This is a genomic window from Mesorhizobium sp. M7A.F.Ca.US.006.04.2.1 (genome assembly GCF_004022915.1).
Taxonomy (GTDB): Bacteria; Pseudomonadota; Alphaproteobacteria; order Rhizobiales; family Rhizobiaceae; genus Mesorhizobium; species Mesorhizobium ciceri.
Window position 1 is genome coordinate 1 of the sequence record NZ_RZQA01000915.1, and the last position, 2,391, is coordinate 2,391.

2 protein-coding genes are annotated in these 2,391 nt (G+C 64.5%); one reads left to right on the forward strand and one right to left on the reverse strand.

The genetic code is table 11. The features are described 5' to 3' along the window. Window positions 1–314 precede the first annotated feature (314 nt). Window positions 315–1,349 (forward strand): LacI family DNA-binding transcriptional regulator, encoded by a 1,035-nt coding sequence (locus EN925_RS32115; protein ID WP_063173610.1) that lies wholly within the window; start codon window positions 315–317, stop codon window positions 1,347–1,349. Here the strand turns inward: EN925_RS32115 and EN925_RS32120 are convergent. Then, window positions 1,346–2,299 carry an alpha/beta hydrolase gene (locus EN925_RS32120; RefSeq protein WP_127370402.1) on the reverse strand — a complete coding sequence of 318 codons (954 nt, stop codon included), beginning with the start codon at window positions 2,297–2,299 and terminating at the stop codon, window positions 1,346–1,348. The genes EN925_RS32115 and EN925_RS32120 overlap by 4 nt on opposite strands. Window positions 2,300–2,391 lie beyond the last annotated feature (92 nt).

A 2,391-nucleotide genomic window follows, 5' to 3' on the forward strand; every position in this document is an offset into this window, starting at 1 on the left:
TTGGACGGTATCCCTGGCAGGGGGGGCGAACGGGGTGGGGTGATTTCCAAGCCGTGTATGGGCGGCATGGCGACATTTGGCAAGCAGGCCCGTAGCCGAGGGCTGAGCGGCAAGCTTCTGCAGCCTATCCTCGTCGAACTGACGCCATCAGGTTTAAAGCGTTAACAAATAATTTGACGCACGCAATCTTTTTGCATTCTAATGGGAACTGTGAAAATTGACTGAATAAGTTCCGTCGAGCATTGTCGCATCCGGTCAACGGCCGCATGACTGTGGGCGGGGCCGATCGTTGGCAGGGGATCAGGAACATATCGATGGCGGAGAAGACGCACCGCACGATGGACGACTTCGCCCAGGCATGCGGCGTGTCGCGCCCGACGCTGTCCAAATATTTCGACGATCCGGCGAGCGTGAAGCCGGCGACGCGGGCGCGCATCGAAGCCGCCCTGCGTTCCTCGGACTATCAGCCGAACCTTTTCGCCCGCAATCTCAACCGCAAGCGCACCCGCAACATCGGCATCGTCGTGCCGACGATCACCGATCCTTTCTACGCCGAGATGGTCAGCCGCATCGAATTTCGTTGCCGCGACGAAGGCTACTGGCCGATCGTCATCTCCTCGCATGGCTCGCCGAAGCTGGAAGCGGAGTCGGTCAGGACGCTGCTGTCGCTGAAGGTGGCTGGCGCGATCATCGCCCCGCTCGGCCTGGCCTCCGACCGCAGCGTCTTCGACAAGCTCGGGCAGGACATTCCGATCGTCTATTTCGACACCTATATCGAGGGCGATACGCCGTTCGTCGGCAACGACAACCGGCAGAGCGTGTCGACCATCGTCGACTATCTCTGTCGCTCGGGCGAACCGCCGGTCTATCTCGACATCCCACATGTCAACCACAACTCCGGCGAACGCCAGGAGAGCTACATCGTCGCGATGGAGACCGCCGGCTTCAAGCCGGCCGTCATCGAGGCCGCGCGCGATTACACCTGGGACTTCGAACGCATCGGCTACGAGCAGACGGAAAAAATGCTGGAGGCCGGGACCTTGCCTGGCCGCACCATCCTGTGCGCCAACGATCGTCTCGCCTTTGGCGTAATGGCGGCCGCGTACTCGCGCGGCCTGAAGGTCGGCCGCAGGCCCGATTGCGATCTGCGCGTTGCCGCCCACGACGACCATCCGCTGAGCCGCTACACCTGTCCGGCGCTGACCACCATGGCGCAGGATTTCACCGCCATGGCCGGCCGCAGCGTCGAGATCCTGCTGGCCCTGCTGGACGAGGCCGATCCGCCGAAGCAGGGCATGGCGCGCACCGTCAAGCTCGGTGCCACCCTGGTGATGCGTCAGTCGGCCTAACCGGTCGACGTCGATCCCTCGAAGTGGCGCCAGGCCGTCACCGCCTCGACCACCGCTTGCCGGGCGGCGGGAATATGGCGTCCCATCGAGACGAAGCCATGGATCTGGCCCGGCCATTGCCGCAGGATCACAGACACGCCCGCGGCCTGCAGGCACGCCGCATAGGCTGCCCCTTCGTCGGCCAGGATGTCACAGCCGGCAAGCCCCACGAATGCCGGCGCGACGCCGGCAAGATCAGGCGCCAGCAAGGGCGAGACGCGCCAGTCCATGATATCGTCGGGCGTTCGCACATAATGGTCGCGGAACCATGCCATGGTCGTCGCGGTAAGGCCGAAGCCGTCGCCGAAACGCCGGTAGCTGTCCGATGTCTGCCGCGCGTCGGTGTTGGGATAGATCAGGATCTGCGTCGCAAGTGGTGGAGCGAGCCCATCGCGTGCGAGCAGCGCCAGCACTGCGGCAAGATTGCCGCCGGCGCTGTCGCCGGCAACACCAATGCGCACCTTGTCGATGCCCAGATCGACGGCATTCTCGGCCATGAAGCGAAGTGTCGCCAGGCAATCCTCGAGCCCGGCGGGAAATTTGTGCTCCGGGGCCAGGCGATAGTCGGGGCAGACAATGACGGCGTTGCCGAGATTGGCCATCAGGCGGCAGATCTCGTCATGTGAATCGAGATTGCCGATGACCCAGCCGCCGCCATGCAGATAGAGCAGCGCCGGCGCCCCGCTCGGCAGTGCGTCGATGCCGCGATGGATGCGGACAGTGATGGGGCCGTTCGGCCCGTCGATCTGCTGTTCAAAGGTCGTCGCGACCGGCTCATGCTCACCTTGCAGCGTCGGGAACGAGGCGTTGTAGGCAGCTCGCGCCGCCGCCACGCTGCCGGTCTCGAATGGCTTGCCGCCGGCTGCACGAGCCATGTCGAGGACGCGCAGCGCATCCGGATCGAGCGTCATGATCATACCCTCAGGCCAGCAGATCGCTCGCCTCTTCCTCGGTCAGCAGGGCCGGCTGGACGACATCGCCCGCGATGGCGTCCAGCCGGCCC

Excerpts from the sequence above, each read along its gene's own strand:
- EN925_RS32115 (WP_063173610.1), top strand. The coding sequence starts at position 315 with ATGGCGGAGAAGACGCACCGCACGATGGACGACTTCGCCCAGGCATGC.
- EN925_RS32120 (WP_127370402.1), bottom strand. The coding sequence starts at position 2,299 with ATGACGCTCGATCCGGATGCGCTGCGCGTCCTCGACATGGCTCGTGCA.